The sequence below is a fragment of the Flavobacterium sp. N502540 genome, from assembly GCF_025947365.1.
Taxonomy (GTDB): domain Bacteria; phylum Bacteroidota; class Bacteroidia; order Flavobacteriales; family Flavobacteriaceae; genus Flavobacterium.
Genome location: NZ_CP110012.1, coordinates 4950501 through 4966183, shown reverse-complemented (window position 1 = coordinate 4966183; position 15683 = coordinate 4950501). Strand labels below are relative to the sequence as shown.

Below are 15683 nucleotides of genomic sequence, written 5' to 3'. Positions count from 1 at the left end.
AGAAATTTGCAGGACCGAATTAAAAATCTGATCCTGCAAGTAGTTTTTTTAGGTAAGATGTGAAAATGTGGAATGTGTTTATTTAAGTATTACAACTTCCTCAGGCACCTTAAACAGTAACACACAGCCGGTTTTAGAAAATACAGAGTGACTGCTTCCCGGTGGCATGTACATATAATCGCCCGTTTTCAATTCGTCTTTTCCGGAGCGGACTTCGCCTTCAAGTACATAAATTTCTTCTCCCGCAGGATGAACGTGATTAGGATACGAAGCACCCGCTTCAAATTTTAGTAAAAAAACAGTGGGTCTGTTTGTAGTGGGGTCAAAGTATAAGGATTTGGCAAAGATACCATCCGTTTTTACGCCTTCTTCAATTAGAAGTTTCCAGTCTTTTTCGTTGCTTCTTGTGATTTGTTTTTCCATTATAGTAATTTTTTAGTTTGGTTTATTTTTCGAAAGGATTTCATCTAAACTCCAGTGGTATTTTTCTACAGTTGACAAAAGAAAAGCGGCCATAGAAAAGGTAAATACAGAATAATCTAAAGGCTCTTTTACTCCAAAAGAATAAGTCATGGCAAGTGCAAAGCCAAAAGTTAATAGGGCACCGCCAACAGCCGAAAATTTAGTGTGATAGCCAATGAGCAGGAGTAAAGCCAATAGTGTTTCCAAAATTGTCGATGCAATAGCAATAGTTGGAATCCAGTTTTTAGGAACAAAAGAATTGACTTGTTCGGTATAGGCTAGAAAGTTTTCCCAACCCGAAGATTGTGTGCCCCACAATCCTAACCGACTTGAAACGGCGGATAAAAAACCTGCTGCTAAGGCAACCCGCAAAAGCAAAACGGCATATTTCTGATTTTTTTTCATCTTTTTGATTGCTTGATTATTACAATACAAAGATGCGGAAGGCAGTGTTGCTAAAGAATAGAGAATCCTTGAAAAAGCATGTAATCAATTGAAAAAGCAAACGTTAAAAACGATGAATTGGGTGAAATTACGAATGTGCAGTATTTTCTTTATAGGCTTTTGGGGAAGTGTTGGTGTGTTTTTTGAAGAAATTAGAAAAGTAAAAAGGATCATTAAACCCTAAAGCATAAGCGACTTCTTTTACCGATAGTTTCTCGTAGGTAAAAAGACGTTTGGCTTCGGAAATGATTAAACCAAAAATTACATTTTGAGCCGTTTTATTGGTATGCAGTTTTGAAAGTTCGTTTAGTTTTGATTCTGTTGTACCGATCAGAACAGCGATTTCGTTTACAGAAAGGTTTTTGTCGAAGTTTTGTAAAATCGTTTCCAGAAAGTGAAGAAACAGTGCATCGGGTTTGTAGATTTCATCCCCTCGATTAATTTTGGTTCGGTTGATTTCAATCAATATCAATTCAATACGGCTGTGAATAGAGGTGAGGTATTGATAAGGCATTTGTAGTAATTCTTTGCCTATCGTTTCTAATTCCTGAATAACAAACGAGCTATTGTCCACCACAATCATTTCATTCATGGCAAAGTGACAAAACAGTCCGTTATGGAAAATCAATTCCATATCCGTATCGTCTTTGCAGAAAAAATTATAGGTAAATTCTAAAATAAATCCCGTTGCATTCCCGATGTTTTTAAAATAATGAATCTGACCGGAAGTAATGGTGATTACAGCATTTTCGGTTAAGGTAAATTCATTTTCATCTATAGAAATAATAGTCGAACCCGAAGTGCAATACACAAGTACATATTTTAAAACGCGTCTGGGCTGTTCTAAATCTGTCGCCTGATCAAATGTTTTTATCGAAACCATATTGAGGATAGTGTTGGATCAAAAGTAAGATTTATTTCATGAAGTTGATCAAAGAGGGTATACAGATTTGTTCTGTTATTGCATTTTGGGGTACTGTGTGTGAATTTTTGTTCTGTGTAGTTGGAACGCACAAAGCACACAGATGATACTGATTCGCTCTGCGAAAACGCGGATCAACACAGATTTTTTTATATTATTAGGTAGAAGTTAATTGATGTCTTCAAAATATTACTACCATAAAAATCCGCGTAGATCCGCGTTTTCGTGAAACGAATCCGCGCAATCAGCGTTTCTTTATTATTATTCTGATAAAGTTTTTAGTAATTGTTCCAGGTTGTCGATGCTCATTTTGAAACCTTGTTCGAAGCCCATTTCAATCATTTTTTCCAGACGTTCCAAAGATTCATTTACAATGGTGATGCTCACCTTGGTAATGCCGTTTTGTTCGCTAAAGCTATGATCCCAGTTGGAGCCCGGCAGTTCGCGGTTTTCATTTTGGTCTGCAAAAGTATTGAACATCTTAAAATTCGTCTTTGGCGTAATCGAAGTGTATTCCTGAACCGCCCAGCGTTCGAATCCTTCGGGGCTTACCATGGCGTAGAATCTGCGCCCGCCAACTTCAAAAGTCATGTGTTTGGTTTTAGACGACCAGGGCTTTGGAGCTACCCATTGATCCAGAAGTTCCGGTTTTGTAAAAGCATCCCAAACCAGCGGAAGTTCTGCATTAAATTCTCGGTTTATGATTACCGTTTTGGTGGCTTTGTCTACGGTAAAATCAAATTGCAAATCGTTTTTCATTTGTTCTGTTTTTTAAGCGTTACTAATAGTTCGTCAAGCTGATTGAACTTGGTTTCCCAGATTTCCCTGAATTGGACTAACCATTGATCAATCTCTTTCATTTTTTCAATTTCAAGCGAATAATAAATTTCCCGGCCTTGCTGTTCCTGTTTAAGTAAATCGCATTCTACCAGTATGCGAAGGTGTTTCGAAACTGATTGTCGGGAGGCATTGAAGTTCTCTGCGATGGCATTTGGTGTCATTGCCTGTACAGCGATAAGAGTTAGAATTGACCTTCTTGTCGGGTCGGCTATGGCCTGAAAAATGTCACGTCTCATAATATTCCGGTTTTAATTAAGAAACCAATTGGTTGCAAATATACGCGCAACTATTCAGTTTCGCAATATTTAGTTGAATTATTTTTGATAAATTTTAAAGAAATGGTTTTTTAAGTAGCAGAATCATAGTGTTTTAGGTGGTTGTTTTAATGTTTTAGGTTTCAAGTTTCAGGTTTCAGGTTTGCGCAATCTTGTCATTTCGACCGGAGGGAGACTCGAGCGATAGCGAATAGGCGAAGCAAATCTTCGTTAGTAACTCTACAAAGATTGACTAACGTTACCGACAATCGTTGTGAAGATTTACTTTTTCTATTCGCTATCGCTCTTTCCCGTATTATCCGCCTAGTTTGTCATTTCGAAGAATGAGAAATCTTCGTAAGTAGCTCGACAAAGATTGTCGATTTAGTTTACGGAGTTTCTCACGAAGATTTCTCCTTCCAGTCGAAATGACAAAAATGCGATAAATGCTCGCTGAAATATAGATTTCTTATATTTGATAAATGAGTGTAATTTATTGAAAGAAAAATCTTTCTTTTAAGATGATTTTCTCTATCTTTGAAGTTCTTAAATCTTCACATTTAAAATAAAGTAAAATTTGTCCTTATTGTTTGACATGTAACTTATAATGTCTTACCAAAAAAGGCTTTAATTCACTAAATGGAAGACATGAACAAAAACACCCTTTCCCCAGAAGCCGAAACAAGGCTTATTGATTTTTTTAATCACACCATCGATCCTGTCGAAATGGCAAAGGCTATAAGACATGCCAATCACATATTGGCTTTAGGAGTCATCAGAGAACACGAAATTCTTGAAAAAGAAAGAACCAGTTTAGAAAACAGCTTTTATTGGCTCAATGAACTGGCGGAGATTTTGAATCCTTATTTGTGTGAGGAGTAAAGTAAAAAAAATATAAAAAGCCGCTTTAATTAAAGCGGCTTTAAAAGTTAAAGTCTACTACAATGACTACAAAGTGGTTTTCCGCCAGTTCCTGGTCGAAGATTAACTTTTTCAATGTTGTTTCCTTCTGTACAACTTGTGTTGTTGTGATACACAGTTTGTTTTACACTGTGAAATGCATCTGTTTTTGCCATAATAAATTATTTTATGATTAATATGGAGAAAGTTAAGACAGCAAAATTTTACTATCTTACGGAAATCCATAACGGACTTATATTAAAAAAAATCGAATTAAAGAGTTACGCACTCGAGCTAGCGGTGTCTTTGTCATTTCGACCGAAGGGAGAAATCACATAAGAAACTCCGCAAAGAATGTCGCCAATCTTTGTCGATCAACGAGTGTGATTTCTCCTTCCAGTCGAAATGACAAAAATGTAATATCACATAATTGACCTTACCGAAATGGCAAAGGCCATAAGACAAGCCAATCACATACTTGCTTTAGGAGTCATCAGAGAACATGAAATTCTTGAAAAAGAAAGAACCAGTCTGGAAAACAGCTTTTATTGGCTCAATGAATTGGCGGAGATTTTGAATCCTTATTTATGTGAGGAGTAGAGTTTATAAAATGGAAAAACCTCGATTTTGGTCGAGGTTTTTTGTAATTATTTTTATGAATTAGTTAAAAATAGTAATTATATTTCATCCAATTCCTGCCTCATCAAAGCAATTAGCTCATCGTTATATTTTTTAACAAGCTTCCCAGATTCTTCTAGCTTAATCTGATTTTCTTGCATTTTTTGTTGATCATTATGAAGCATAAGTGTTGGTAAATCATTCATAGTCTTATTACTTTGTTCTATTGTCTTCTCAAAAGCAAGATTTAACATGTCTAATTTCTTAATAACTTTATCACTTGCAGTCATCCTAATTGTATTAGTTTGTTGTTTAATTTTCATTAGGTCTTGACTGCCTTCAAAAGTAAATTTTTGAATTTCTGTGCTAAATGTTGTAATTGCTTTTGTCTGAGCTTCTTGATCTGGCGCATTTAAATAATTTGTCGAAAACTCTCCTATTAAAGGCGTTAATCTTTCGTTCACTTTAATGGAATTATCTTTAGTAAATTGATCTAAAAGTTGAAAAAATGAGACATATTGATCTCTCTTGCTCTCATATTTATATTTTCTTTTCGCGATATCTAATTGATGTTCTTTTTTAAGTTCTTCTAATTCTTTGCTGTATTTTGATTTTATTTTTTCAGCTTGTTCTATTAATGTTTTATTTTCAGATTTTAAAGCAGTGATTTTTGCCTTTTCTTGAATATAAGTTTTTAAGAATAACACTGATAAAGCAATTATAAATCCAACTAAATATATTTCCATTTTGTTTAAATTGTTTTTTATTTAAATTATATAATAACGTTTTGAAATTATATTGCAATTTTTACAAATGCACTAATGAAACGATAACAGCTTATGAGTGACCATGTTGTGATAAAGAAAATAACGATTTCAGAAAAATCTTTGATAGGAAAGTTACATGATGAAAACATAAATATATATAAAACTCCAACTATCAGGGTGAAAAATGAAAGCCAGATAGAATTTGTTAAATAAGATTTGAAAAGATTAAATGTTTCGGAATCTTCTTTAATTGCTCTAATGTATTGATTGTCTAGTGAATTGATTATTGTTAAAACGGTAATTAAAAAACCAATTAGTATTCCAAAAAGTGACATATTTACTTCTACTAAATCAATAAAGTTAAATTTTATATTGCTTCCGAATAAAAGAAAAAAGAATAGTAATATGATAGAAATAATGATTGGGTAATTCATTTCCCATTTGGCAATAAATGTATATTTTTTTTTACATTCCATATTTGATTAAATTCTATATGCTTTATCTAGCTTGGGTCTTCTTTTTAGATAAAAGCCTTCAATTTGAGTGATTTTTTCAGTAATAGAAAATTTATTTATAGTAGTAACTTGTTCGACTTGTATATAATCAAAAATTCGATTGGTGATTAAATCTATCGGTTCTACTTTGCCAGAATCTAAATCTACAATATCAACTTTAAACTTTGTAACTTCATGTTTGAAACCGGCTGATGTAACTGCAAAATTTGCTAATTGTTTTATAGCATTAAAATTTAAAAGCTTATTTCGGTCGCTTCCAGCTGCAATTTTTACGTCTATATATGATCCCTCGATAGTATCAACTAGATCTTTTGTTTCCATTACTCCTCTAATTTTGGATTTTTTTTCAGGAACATTATCTAAACTGAGCATTTTTATTTCTAAATTTCTAACACCCTTAGAATTCAAGAATTTTTCATAGTCATTTGTTGAAGTTACTACAATTATTTCAAAATTTGGTAGTGTAAAATTTTGTCTTAATAAATTACAAAATGATTCTAGTGTTGGACCAGGTACTTTACTTTCAATAGCAATAATCATATTCTCAGAATCATAAAAAAAAGCAGCATCATAACCTAATCCATTAAAGCCATTAATATTTATTGCTTCTAGCTTTTTATTTTCTTGATTCCATTTTGGAGGAATGTTTTTCTCTTGGGTGTATACTAAAGCACCGCCTAAATATCTAACATTTATTTCTCTTGATTCTATAGCAGAAACAGTCCCATCTCCCTGGTCAATAAATTGGACTTTTAAATTTTTAAAGCCAATTGCTTTTTTAAACTTTGATTTTACATCTTTAATTTTTTGAGTTGGAGCGTTTTTTAAATTTACTTTTATCTGATAGTAGTTTATTTTTGTTTTTTTGTATTTTTTTGCCATTATTTTTGGTTTTTAAAATTACTTTTTTTTCTTTTAAAAATTAAAACGTTTTAATATTTAGTTGGTAACAAGCTAGATAAAATTAAATACAAACAATGAAGTTTGATTATGGAAATCCGTAATCTACCAAATTTAGAAAGACAAGTTTATGAATAAATAAAGAAGTTCTAGCAAGTATTTATACTTAATTTGGACTAACAACAAAAAAGGACAGCCCCTCCAATTAAAGAAGAACTGCCCTTTTAGACAAATTTTAAATTTACATTCCTACAGTATGCGTACAGTAATTGATAATCTAACTAAAAAGAAAACTAAACCCAGTCTATTCATTAATAACATCCCCATCTTTAGTTTCTTCGCTGGCGATTTTTACCAGTTTATCTTTAAGGTTTAAATCTCCGAAAACTTCCACTTTGTCGTCGATTTCTCTTCCTTTTTTAACGTCAACTCGGGTGGCTTTGTGGTTCAGAACTTTGATGACAAACAAACCTTCGGCTGAATTTACCAATGCCGATTTCGGAATGACAAACGTGCTGTCTTTGGCGTTAAGCGGTAATAAAACTTCGGCTACCATTCCGGGTAATAAATTGGTTTGGGTGTTGTGAACGTCCATTTCGACTCTTTCGGAACGCAGTTTTAAGTCTAAAGCGCCGGACATTCTGGTAATTTTAGCGGTAAAAGTATCCGGAAGCGATTTTACATTGAAACTCATTTCGTCACCATTGTGTAAATATCCGGTATACAATTCCGGTACCGAAACGGCCAAACGCAATTTATCCTGTTGCTGAATGGTCAATAAAGGTAAGTCGGAACCTTTTCCGGCAGGACCAACAAAGGTTCCTAAATTGACATTTCTGGCGGCTACCACTCCGTCAAAAGGGGCGCGGATTTCTAAGTAACCTCTCATAATTGAGATTTCTTTGTGTGCCGCGATGGCTGCCTGGTATTGTGCGTAGTCGGAGTTTTTCTTTCCGCTGGCCATTTCTAAGTCGTTTTTAGAAATGGTTCCTTCAACTTTGCTCGTTTCGTACAAACGGTTGTAGGTACTTTTGCTGGTGGCGTATATGGCTTCCATCGATTTTAATCTCGATTCGGCAGCAGCCAATTGCGAACTGATCTCTGGTGCTTCAAGAACAATTAAAAGCTGTCCTTTTTTTACTTTCGAACCAATATCTACTTTCAGCAATTTTACAAAACTGCTTACTTTGGCATACAAATCGACTTGTTGAAAACCGGTTAATTCTGCCGGTAAGCGCAACTCTGTAGTCAGTTTTTCTTTGGCCAAAAGGAAAGTTTCGACTTTAGGTTCGATTTCCGCTTTAGGCGCTTCTTCTTTTTTCTTTTCACAGCTTAGTACAACTAAAGCTGTAAATAGTATCGCTGTAGATTTTATAATGTTATTTTTCATTTTTTGGTTTTATATATGTTTTTATAAGTATTCAGAAAGTATAAAAGTTTATCGATGTGTTTTCGCGACGATCGTAACTTTCGACTTTATGACTTTATGACTTTATGACTTTTGACTTACTTAAGGATGAGATATAATGGATACTTTCTTCGTCTTCAGGATCTAGGGAAACTGATTGTGTCGATGTTTTTTCCTGTGCCCATGCAAATATCTGCGGAAGGATCAACAATACGGCAAAAGTAGAAAATAACAATCCGCCGATAACCGCTCTTCCCAACGGAGAAACCTGATCGCCTCCTTCGCCATGACCAATCGCCATGGGTAACATTCCCGCAATCATCGCAACAGAAGTCATGATAATCGGACGAAGACGTAATGCAGCGGCTTCCCTCGCAGATTCTAAGGCATTCCCGTTTATTTTTCGAAGCTGTTCGGCATTGGTCACCAATAAAACGGCATTGGCAATAGAAACTCCGACAGACATGATGATTCCCATATAAGATTGTAAATTAAGTGTTGAACCTGTAAAGGTCAGCATTAATAAAGCGCCTAAAACAACCGCCGGAACTGTGGTTAAGATCACCAGCGAAACTTTGAACGACTGAAAATTAGCGGCCAACATTAAGAAGATTACAAAAACGGCAACCAATAATCCGGTCTGTAAACTGCTTAATGTCTCGCTCAATACCGTGCTTAGTCCAATTGGAGTAATAAATAAACCACGAGGCAATTCGCCTAATGAACTAATGGTCGATGCAACATCTTTTGTGGCCGTCCCCAAATCGGTCTGGTTGATGTTGGCCGTAACGGTAATGTATGGCATGGCCCCTAAATTGTCATTTTCACCACTTACAAAGCCGGGTGTAATTTTGGCTACGTCACTTAAAACCGGACGAAGCGAGTTTTTCAATACCGGAATTTCTCCGATATCGGTTTTGCTTTTCATTTTATTCAACGGAACCTGAACTTGTACAGAATAGGACAATCCTGCTTTCTCATCGACCCAGTTATTTTTTTCGGTATAACGTGACGATGAAGTCGATGCGATAAGAGAACGTGAAATATCATTCATATCAACGCCCAATTCGGCTGCACGTGTTCTGTCAATATTTATGTTCATGGCCGGATAGTGTATCGGCTGACCAATTTGTACGTCTCTGAAATAGGATATCGCGTTAAGTTTGTTTACAATCTGAGTGGCATATAATTCATTTCGTTTTTTGTCTTTTCCGGCAATTCGAATTTCAATTGGAGTAGGAGACCCCTGACTCAATACTTTATCGGTCAATTCGATAGGTTCAAAAGAAAGTTTGGTGTCCGGTAAAACTTTTTTCAGTCTTGCTCTTAACTCATCTTTAAACTCATCCATATCCACATGATACTCTTTTAAACTTACCTGAAAGACAGCTTCATGAGAACCCGCCATAAAGAGATAAATGGGGTTGATCGAGAACAGGGAAGGGTGTTGCCCCACATAAACAGAAGAAATTCCGATATGCTCTTTACCCACCATTTTTTCCAATTCTTTCAGCACAATTCGGGCCTGTTCTTCGGTTCTTTCCAATCGCGTTCCGTCAACAGCACGCATTCTTAACTGAAACTGACTTGAATTTGTTTTTGGAAAAACATCTTTTCCGATAAAGCCAATTAAAACAATGGCCAAAACAGTAGCTGAAACTAAATAAACAACGGTCGTTATTTTTTTGTGAACAAACAATCGGTCTAAAGTTCGCATGAAACGAATTCTGAAACGCTCAAAAGGGCTTATTTTTCCGTTATTATTGGTGTCTTCTCTTTCTACATAGCTTTTTTTCTGAGTGATCAGATTTTGTTCTGATTCGGGAGTTAAACCGCAGTCATTAAATTCGGCTTCGTCGTCGGTAATTTCAGGGCCATGTGGATGTTTTTCGTGTCCTTTCATCATCCAGTTCGCCATTACTGGCACAAAGGTTTGAGACAATAAAAACGAAATAACCATAGAGAAACCAATCGCTAAAGCTAAAGGAAGAAACAAGGCTCCGGGAATTCCCACCATGGTAAATGCCGGTGCAAATACGGCTAGTATACACAGTAAGATTAATAATTTAGGCAAAGCAATTTCCTGACAGGCATCCCAAATAGCGAGTGCCTTGGGTTTTCCCATGTCGAGATGCTGGTGAATGTTTTCAATGGTTACCGTACTTTCGTCTACCAGAATTCCAATGGCAAGCGCTAGTCCGCTCAAAGACATTAAGTTGATCGTTTGTCCGAATAATTTCAGGAATAAAACTCCGGAAATAATCGAAATTGGAATGGTCATAATAACGATTAAAGCAGCACGACGATCGCCCAGGAAAAGCATTACCATTAATCCGGTTAAAACCGCACCGATAATTCCTTCGGTAATCAAACTTTTAACAGAGTTGATCACATAAACCGACTGGTCAAATTCGTAAGATAAATTAACATCTTCGGGAAGTGTACTTTGAATTTTAGGAAGCTCTTTTTTTAATTTCTGAACCACATCCCAGGTCGAAGCATCTCCCGCTTTTGCAATACTGATATAAACTGAACGTTTTCCGTTTACCAAAGCATAACCCGCTGTAATATCAGCACCGTCTTTTACGCTTGCCACATCACCTAATTTTAAGTTTTGAACACCGCCTTTGAATAACGGAATCTGCTCAAAATCTTTAACTTCTTTAATGGTATTATTGGTAGGCGTAATATAATTTTTGTCGCCCATTCTCACGTTTCCGGAAGGAGCTGTCTGATTGTTTAAACGAATCGCTTCAACAATTTGATCGGGTGTCATATTGTGCGAACGCAATAAATCCGGATCTACGTTAACCTCGATAGTTCTTGGGCTTCCGCCAAAAGGAGCCGGAGACAGTAAACCGGGAATCGAAGTAAAAGAAGCACGAACATAAACGTTGGCTAAATCCTGTAATTCGTTGTTCGATCTGATTTTTGAACTCAAAACCAATTGTCCGATTGGCAATGATGAAGCATCAAAACGTATGATAAAAGGAGGTTGTGTTCCCGGAGGAAAAACCGCCTGGATTCTGTTGGATAGTGCGCTCAGTTCGGCAGCGGCCTGCGCCATATTGGTTCCTTCATAATAGGTTAATTTCATAATCATTAACCCCTGAATATTTTTGGTTTCTACCGATTTGATACCATTCGAAAAAGGTAAAACGTTTACGTAGTTTTTGGCAAAATAAGCTTCCATCTGGTCGGGTGTGTAACCTCCAAACGGATGCGCAATATAGATAACCGGCAAATTCATTTTTGGTAAAATATCTACCTTAATGTCTCTGATGGCACCAATTCCGAAGAAAAAGAGACCCGCAACCAATACGAGAATGGAGATGGGTTTGCGGAGTGCAAAACGTATTAAATTCATTGGGCTTTATAATTAAAATTCATTTATAAATAGGTCAAAATTTCCTGTTGCAGCGACTTTCAGCAAGTACGACTGCCACACATTATTATTGACAATATCACGATCGATTTCGGCACGATTTAAAACGTACATGGTCTGCGTTAAATCAGTCAGATCGGTTAAGCCGTTTTTGTATAAAGTCGATTTCTGAAGGTAAGCTCTTTTGGCAGCATCTACCTGAATGGGTGCTTCGGCATAATTCTCTAAAGTGATTTTGATTTTATCTTCAGCAAAATTCAACTGTGATTTCAGCTCACGATCGGCTTGGTTGTACTCTTCCTGTAGTCCCTGAGAAACAAATTTCTGAGCAGTGACTTGCTTGTTGGAACGGAAAGGAGTCGTTAAATTCCATGTAATTCCAATTCCAATTAAATAATTGGTACGATCCGGATTGACACCATCCCAGTAATTTCGGGTAAAGGCATGCTGATTTGTGGCATAACTACTGTCAAATCCTGAAGCTCTGGTTTGCAAAACACCAAAAGCAGTCATGGTTGGATAATAGAATCTTTTGTACAATTTGACCTGCTGATTGCTGTAATCGATTTTTGTTTTATACAATTGCAATAAAGGATGAAGACTGTCTGTGGCAGTATTTTCCTTAAGCAGTTCTTTTGGAATCTGAGTTACAAAAAGGGAATCGGTTACAAAATCCTGAGGAGCAACGCCCATTAGATCGACCAATTTGTTGTTTTGTTCTTTGACAAAGTTTTTGGCCAGATTCAGCGCAATTTTAGCTTTTGATACTTCGGCAGTGGCTAAAGTAGAATCGACCCCGGCTAATAATCCGTTCTTCACTCTTGCTACGGCTGTTTTTTTGAAAACCTGAGCGCGATCCAGATTTTTTTGCTGTGAAATCAACAGTCTCTGACTTGCGAGTAAATTCAGATAAGCGGCAGAAATTTTGATTTCCTGTTGGAATTTTTCCTGTTTCAGATCCTTTTCTTTAGCCTGAACATCAATTTTAGATAAATTGATTTTTTCCTGTGTTTTTCCGAAAGTGAAAAAATCCCAGTTCATGTTGACCAGATAAAGTGCGCCAAATGCCGAATTCCAGTTTTGTTCCGGTAAAGGAAGTCCGGACGAAGCTACTCCAAGACCCCCAAAGCCATAAAGAGGCCCATTCTGACCGTTTACAGTTCCGTAATCCTGTTGCGCCGATAAGTTTAGGTTGGGCAGGTAATCACGTTTAGACTGCTTAAGACTTTCGCGTGATGCGTTGGTGTAATTGTTTTTTGCCTTGATGGAACCGTAGTTTTCCAAACCTGTTTTTATGGCTTCTTTTAAAGACAGGGTTTGAGCAGAACTACCACAGGCAAAAATCAAGAAAACTAATAAAGTAATTTTTTTGAAGTACATATAAATTAGTGGTGTGAATTTGATCTCTCAAAATTATTTCACTTGGTCGGATAAAAGCTTTCTAAAATGATGTAATGCGATTATAAATGACCAATTCAATTTGTCATTTATTGGAAATAAAAACTAAAAAAATGTGGTTAATTTGTAAACTATTTAAGTTTTAAGAATGAATAAAGAACTGGAAAACATATTGGATCACAAATGGTGGCAGGAAATTGCCGTTGTTGCTTTTTCATTTACTATTTATACCTTAAAAAACGACTGGATGTTGTTTAGTTCGTTTACATCCATATTGATGGGCATTTTTTTCTATTTAATTTTATACTTGCACGCCCAATTCAACCGTTTCTTTTTACTTCCCATACTTTTTAAAAAACAACGCCCTGTAACTTATATTTTTCTGACACTGGCGGGAGTATTGCTCTTTTCGGTTGTTTTATATGAGGTTACCAGTCTGGAAATGTTTAGTAACTGTCGTCTGTATCAAAACTCACATCAGCGCAGTTATGTGTATCAGTTGGCCAGTGTTTTAGGGACTTTGGTTTGTATATTGAGCCCGATAATTGTTTTTAAATTTTACAGAATCCACAAGAGACAGACCGATGAGACTCTTTTGTTCAATCAGATGCAATTGAATTCATTGAAAGGACAATTGAATCCGCACTTTTTATTTAATACCTTTAATACGCTTTACGGAATTAGTCTCGAGTTTCCTGATCGGACGTCAGATTTAATCATGAAAGTATCGCAGTTGATGCGTTATCAGCTTGAAAGCAATAACAAACAATGTGTGTCTTTGGAAGACGAACTCGAGTTTATAAACAGTTATGTTCAGCTTGAAAAAGAAAGGGTAGGCTATCGCTGTGAGATTACCTATGACTGTAAAATCGACAATGAAAATGCCTATAAAGTATCGCCAATGCTATTGATTGCGTTTATCGAAAATGCATTCAAACACGGGACCTGTGCGATAGAAAAATGTTTTGTGAGAATCATTATTACGGTCGAGAACGGGTTGCTTCATTTGCATGTAGTAAACTCCATTCCAAAGAAAAAAACAGATGTTATTTCGACTAAGATTGGTTTAAAAAATACCATAGAACGATTGAATCTGATTTATGGGAAAGCCTATAAATTAGACATTCAGGACGATAAGAATACTTACATTGTAGATTTGAAAGTGCAATTGAAAAAGTTTGTCGAATGAGAGAACCTAAAAAATGTATAATTGTCGATGATGAACCGGCAGCGCATTATGTGCTGGCGAATTACATCAAGCAAAATCCGCAATTAGAATTGGTTTTTCAGGGCTTTAACGGTATTGAGGCAATGGATTATTTAAGAGACCATCCTGTTGATTTGATGTTTCTGGACATCAATATGCCGGAGATCTCAGGGATGGAATTACTGAAGATTATCCCAACGCATCCCAGTACAATCTTAACCACCGCTTATTCTGAGTATGCGCTTGAAAGTTACGATTACGGTGTTATAGATTATCTTCTCAAACCTATTTATTTTCCAAGATTCCTCAAAGCCATCGATCGTTTTTTTGCCACGGAAAATGGTAAAGCGAAAACCGAAGAAGCAGTAATCAATTCCGTTACAGTAAAGGTTGACGGTTACTTTATTGAGATAGAATTGGATCAGCTTTTGTTTGCACAGAGTTTTGGTAATTATGTGAAGTTACATACCATAAAAAGAACTTATCTGGCCTCTATCACCACTAGTGAATTGGAGAAATGCCTGCCCGAGAAGAATTTTATGCGCATTCACAAGTCTTACATCGTGGCTCTTGATAAAATTGAAACCACCGATAAAGATTTTGTGGTCATTAAAAATGAAAAATTACCAATTGGTATTACCTATAAAAGAGAATTATCAGATCGACTGAAGAAATAATACAGATGTAATATTAGACTGAAATAGAAGTAAAATTGATATAAAAACAGAAATGAAGGGAGCTTACTAATTCAATTATTTCAAAGAAGAAGCCTGCTAAGGAGTAATTTCCCGCAGGCTTTTTTGATATTTTGTTGATACTATGTAAATTTATGATTGCACTTTTTCTTTCCAGACAGGCAGTTTTACGCCTTTAAAAACAAGCCATAAACTAAGAGATAATTCGGCAATCAAGCAAGGCATTAATAAAACTATACTTGAAAGTTTTGGGATCAGAATTAAGAAGAAACTATTGGTAAGATAACAAACTCCCGCCAGGCTCATTAAAATTCCAATTACTTTAGGTAAATAGCCTGATTTAAAGATCAGATAGCCCTCCAGTAAACAAACAAATCCAAAAAAGATCAATCCGATTCCGAAACCAAAATCATGCAATTTGATCGAAAGATAAGACAAAGTGTGCAACTGATCGGGGTTGAAAGATTTCAAATATTCGGCATCACCCAGAAAGAACAATGCTGCTAAAAGATTCAGCTTATTGGCTACTAATACGGCAGTTTGGATTAAATTGAACGATAAATTTAAAAGAGCAAGCTTTCGGTTTACCGGTTTTAAAAGGTAATAGAGAATAATCATGACCGGGAGATCGCAAATTTGCATAATAAGATCTGCTGTAATGCCAATTTTCCACAGAAATTTCGAATGCATAATATTTTGAGCGGTGGCAGTGGCATCTCCTGACACAAACAATTTGTTTCTGACAAATGTTTCTGCGAAGAATCCCATGACTATAATGACCAAATATAATATCCCGGCTATGCGGGCATAAAGCTGCGGTGAAGCTTCAAAATTTTTCAGGTTAGATTTCATTTTTTAGGTTTTGGTTTTTCGTAAGACGAAAGACAGAGAACATTGTTACCGGTTATTTTAACATTTTTTTATAATATCATTTTTTCTTCAGAATAAAGTAGTAATTTTAATACGTT

At 35.8% G+C, this 15683-nt stretch carries 15 protein-coding genes; 4 read left to right on the top strand and 11 right to left on the bottom strand.

The window, feature by feature from the left end; genetic code table 11:
- Positions 1-78: 78 nt before the first annotated feature.
- The 5 genes from OLM58_RS20710 to OLM58_RS20690 form a co-directional block, all read right to left on the bottom strand.
- Positions 79-423 (bottom strand): cupin domain-containing protein, encoded by a 345-nt coding sequence (locus OLM58_RS20710; RefSeq protein ID WP_264530454.1) that lies wholly within the window; start codon positions 421-423, stop codon positions 79-81.
- Between the two features lie 12 nt (positions 424-435).
- A complete protein-coding gene (locus OLM58_RS20705) occupies positions 436-867 on the bottom strand; it encodes a MauE/DoxX family redox-associated membrane protein (protein ID WP_264530453.1) in 432 nt (143 codons plus the stop codon).
- Between the two features lie 127 nt (positions 868-994).
- Positions 995-1789 carry a helix-turn-helix domain-containing protein gene (locus OLM58_RS20700; protein ID WP_264530452.1) on the bottom strand — a complete coding sequence of 265 codons (795 nt, stop codon included), beginning with the start codon at positions 1787-1789 and terminating at the stop codon, positions 995-997.
- 300 nt (positions 1790-2089) lie between these two features.
- On the bottom strand, positions 2090-2587 hold the full coding sequence (locus tag OLM58_RS20695; RefSeq protein ID WP_249965587.1) for an SRPBCC family protein: 498 nt from the start codon (positions 2585-2587) through the stop codon (positions 2090-2092).
- Positions 2584-2904: an ArsR/SmtB family transcription factor gene (locus OLM58_RS20690; RefSeq protein WP_070908246.1), complete on the bottom strand. Its 321-nt coding sequence runs from the start codon at positions 2902-2904 to the stop codon at positions 2584-2586. The genes OLM58_RS20695 and OLM58_RS20690 overlap by 4 nt, the downstream gene beginning before the upstream one ends.
- 666 nt (positions 2905-3570) lie before the next feature.
- Between OLM58_RS20690 and OLM58_RS20685 the strand changes: the two genes are divergently transcribed.
- Positions 3571-3804, top strand: a complete 234-nt coding sequence (locus tag OLM58_RS20685; protein ID WP_264530451.1) for a hypothetical protein — start codon at positions 3571-3573, stop codon at positions 3802-3804.
- A gap of 462 nt (positions 3805-4266) precedes the next feature.
- Complete coding sequence (locus tag OLM58_RS20680) at positions 4267-4422, top strand: hypothetical protein (protein WP_264530450.1); 156 nt, start codon at positions 4267-4269, stop codon at positions 4420-4422.
- Positions 4423-4499: 77 nt separating this feature from the next.
- Here the strand turns inward: OLM58_RS20680 and OLM58_RS20675 are convergent, their stop codons facing one another.
- The 5 genes from OLM58_RS20675 to OLM58_RS20655 form a co-directional block, all read right to left on the bottom strand.
- A complete protein-coding gene (locus tag OLM58_RS20675; protein WP_264530449.1) occupies positions 4500-5186 on the bottom strand; it encodes a hypothetical protein in 687 nt (228 codons plus the stop codon).
- A 503-nt stretch (positions 5187-5689) separates the two neighbouring features.
- Positions 5690-6604, bottom strand: a complete 915-nt coding sequence (locus tag OLM58_RS20670) for a DUF6731 family protein (RefSeq protein ID WP_264530448.1) — start codon at positions 6602-6604, stop codon at positions 5690-5692.
- A 322-nt stretch (positions 6605-6926) separates the two neighbouring features.
- Positions 6927-8012, bottom strand: a complete 1086-nt coding sequence (locus OLM58_RS20665) for an efflux RND transporter periplasmic adaptor subunit (protein ID WP_202704009.1) — start codon at positions 8010-8012, stop codon at positions 6927-6929.
- 94 nt (positions 8013-8106) lie between these two features.
- The gene (locus OLM58_RS20660) at positions 8107-11397 is read right to left on the bottom strand and encodes an efflux RND transporter permease subunit (RefSeq protein WP_264530447.1); all 3291 of its coding nucleotides are present in this window, start codon (positions 11395-11397) and stop codon (positions 8107-8109) included.
- 12 nt (positions 11398-11409) lie between these two features.
- A complete protein-coding gene (locus OLM58_RS20655; RefSeq protein ID WP_264530446.1) occupies positions 11410-12795 on the bottom strand; it encodes a TolC family protein in 1386 nt (461 codons plus the stop codon).
- Between the two features lie 166 nt (positions 12796-12961).
- Between OLM58_RS20655 and OLM58_RS20650 the strand changes: the two genes are divergently transcribed.
- Together OLM58_RS20650 and OLM58_RS20645 are read left to right on the top strand one after the other, a co-directional pair.
- Complete coding sequence (locus OLM58_RS20650) at positions 12962-14002, top strand: sensor histidine kinase (RefSeq protein ID WP_017495598.1); 1041 nt, start codon at positions 12962-12964, stop codon at positions 14000-14002.
- Positions 13999-14697 (top strand): LytR/AlgR family response regulator transcription factor, encoded by a 699-nt coding sequence (locus tag OLM58_RS20645; protein WP_264530445.1) that lies wholly within the window; start codon positions 13999-14001, stop codon positions 14695-14697. Before OLM58_RS20650 ends, OLM58_RS20645 begins: the two co-directional genes overlap by 4 nt.
- Positions 14698-14847: 150 nt before the next feature.
- On the opposite strand, the gene OLM58_RS20640 is transcribed toward OLM58_RS20645, so the two are convergent.
- A complete protein-coding gene (locus OLM58_RS20640) occupies positions 14848-15567 on the bottom strand; it encodes a DUF4386 domain-containing protein (protein WP_264530444.1) in 720 nt (239 codons plus the stop codon).
- Positions 15568-15683: the final 116 nt, after the last annotated feature.

Excerpts from the sequence above, each read along its gene's own strand:
- OLM58_RS20710 (WP_264530454.1), bottom strand. The coding sequence starts at position 423 with ATGGAAAAACAAATCACAAGAAGCAACGAAAAAGACTGGAAACTTCTA.
- OLM58_RS20705 (WP_264530453.1), bottom strand. The coding sequence starts at position 867 with ATGAAAAAAAATCAGAAATATGCCGTTTTGCTTTTGCGGGTTGCCTTA.
- OLM58_RS20700 (WP_264530452.1), bottom strand. The coding sequence starts at position 1,789 with ATGGTTTCGATAAAAACATTTGATCAGGCGACAGATTTAGAACAGCCC.
- OLM58_RS20695 (WP_249965587.1), bottom strand. The coding sequence starts at position 2,587 with ATGAAAAACGATTTGCAATTTGATTTTACCGTAGACAAAGCCACCAAA.
- OLM58_RS20690 (WP_070908246.1), bottom strand. The coding sequence starts at position 2,904 with ATGAGACGTGACATTTTTCAGGCCATAGCCGACCCGACAAGAAGGTCA.
- OLM58_RS20685 (WP_264530451.1), top strand. The coding sequence starts at position 3,571 with ATGAACAAAAACACCCTTTCCCCAGAAGCCGAAACAAGGCTTATTGAT.
- OLM58_RS20680 (WP_264530450.1), top strand. The coding sequence starts at position 4,267 with ATGGCAAAGGCCATAAGACAAGCCAATCACATACTTGCTTTAGGAGTC.
- OLM58_RS20675 (WP_264530449.1), bottom strand. The coding sequence starts at position 5,186 with ATGGAAATATATTTAGTTGGATTTATAATTGCTTTATCAGTGTTATTC.
- OLM58_RS20670 (WP_264530448.1), bottom strand. The coding sequence starts at position 6,604 with ATGGCAAAAAAATACAAAAAAACAAAAATAAACTACTATCAGATAAAA.
- OLM58_RS20665 (WP_202704009.1), bottom strand. The coding sequence starts at position 8,012 with ATGAAAAATAACATTATAAAATCTACAGCGATACTATTTACAGCTTTA.
- OLM58_RS20660 (WP_264530447.1), bottom strand. The coding sequence starts at position 11,397 with ATGAATTTAATACGTTTTGCACTCCGCAAACCCATCTCCATTCTCGTA.
- OLM58_RS20655 (WP_264530446.1), bottom strand. The coding sequence starts at position 12,795 with ATGTACTTCAAAAAAATTACTTTATTAGTTTTCTTGATTTTTGCCTGT.
- OLM58_RS20650 (WP_017495598.1), top strand. The coding sequence starts at position 12,962 with ATGAATAAAGAACTGGAAAACATATTGGATCACAAATGGTGGCAGGAA.
- OLM58_RS20645 (WP_264530445.1), top strand. The coding sequence starts at position 13,999 with ATGAGAGAACCTAAAAAATGTATAATTGTCGATGATGAACCGGCAGCG.
- OLM58_RS20640 (WP_264530444.1), bottom strand. The coding sequence starts at position 15,567 with ATGAAATCTAACCTGAAAAATTTTGAAGCTTCACCGCAGCTTTATGCC.